Annotated in this window: 1 protein-coding gene; it reads left to right on the forward strand. The window is 40.7% G+C overall.

Features of this window, described 5'->3' with window-relative positions; translation table 11 throughout:
• Positions 1–1,347 (forward strand): type VI secretion system Vgr family protein (locus H3T96_RS14565; RefSeq protein ID WP_198248689.1); only part of this gene is annotated, 1,347 nt, incomplete at both ends.

Below are 1,347 nucleotides of genomic sequence, written 5' to 3' on the forward strand. Positions count from 1 at the left end.
CGTTAAATATTGATGGTTTATCTGCTGAGGTTTCAATCCTACAGGTTGAGGGTAATGAGCAACTTAATCAGCCTTGGCACTATACGATTACTTTCACCAGCTCGGATAAACAACTTTCTGTTGAATCCTTTCTTAATCAAAATGCCCGTTTGAGTTTTAATCCTGCTAATTCTAGCCGTTTAAGCGATTTTACCGCCAAAGGACTTAATGCACTTAATTCCTTAACCTCTGCTAATCCATTAGATGCATTAAAACAGTCTGAGCCATTAAAACAGTTAGATAAGCTTAAACAATCCAATCCACTCGATTCACTTAACTCTTTAACGCAACTAAATCCACTTAATTCCTTAAACTCACTATTATCTCAGGGCAGTTCACGCACTCTTTATGGTGTGATAACCCAGTTCAGTCAATTATCAGTCAGTAACGATGAAGCTCGTTATCAGGTTGTCTTATCCTCGCAATTAGCCAAACTGGCATTAAGTCATAACTGTGCTATTTTTCAGAATCAAAGCGTTATCAGCGTCGTTGAAGAGGTCTTGCGTGGTCATGGTTATACCGGGATTGATTATCGTTTAGCACTTAAAGAGCAATACCCTGAACGTGAATTTATCACCCAGTGGCAAGAGAGTGACCTTGAATTTATTCAAAGACTGCTTGCTGATGTGGGGGTCTATTTTCGGTTTGAAACCCATGGTGAACATAATTGCGATGTGATGGTCATCAGTGATTATGAGCAAGGTTATCAGCAGGTGGCTGATATTGTGTACAAACAACCGAGCGGTACACTGGATAATGGCGTTGAAAGTGTCTGGGATATAACCTTACACAGTCAGATGGTGGAAGCTTCGGTACAAGTACAAGATTATAACTACCGCGATGCGCAGGCGAATTTACTGGGTAATGTTAACAGCCAACAAAAAGATAACACCACTTACGGTACCGATTATCGTTATGATGAGCACTATAAAGGGTTAAATACCAATGGTGACAGCAATAATGGAATTGATAGTGACACCAACAATAATAATGGTGACGATGATGATGGAAACAGTGGTGATATCGATACCGATGACAGTCAAGGCAGTAACGGCAATAGTAATGACAACGACAATAATAGCGATAACTCTGGTAATAACAATAGCAGTGATATTGACCGTAATCAAGCTAACACCGGTAATGGTGTTGAAAGTGGAGAATGGTATGCCCGCATTCGCCATGAACACGCCATTAGCCGTCAAATTGTTATCCGGGGTAAAAGTAATCAGGCCAATTTAGCTCCGGGTCAACATATCCGCATCAAAGGCAGTGCGATTGCCGGAATTGATGAGGGGGTAATGATATTAA

Source organism: Gilliamella sp. W8136, assembly GCF_016101285.1.
Lineage (GTDB): Bacteria > Pseudomonadota > Gammaproteobacteria > Enterobacterales > Orbaceae > Gilliamella > Gilliamella apicola_N.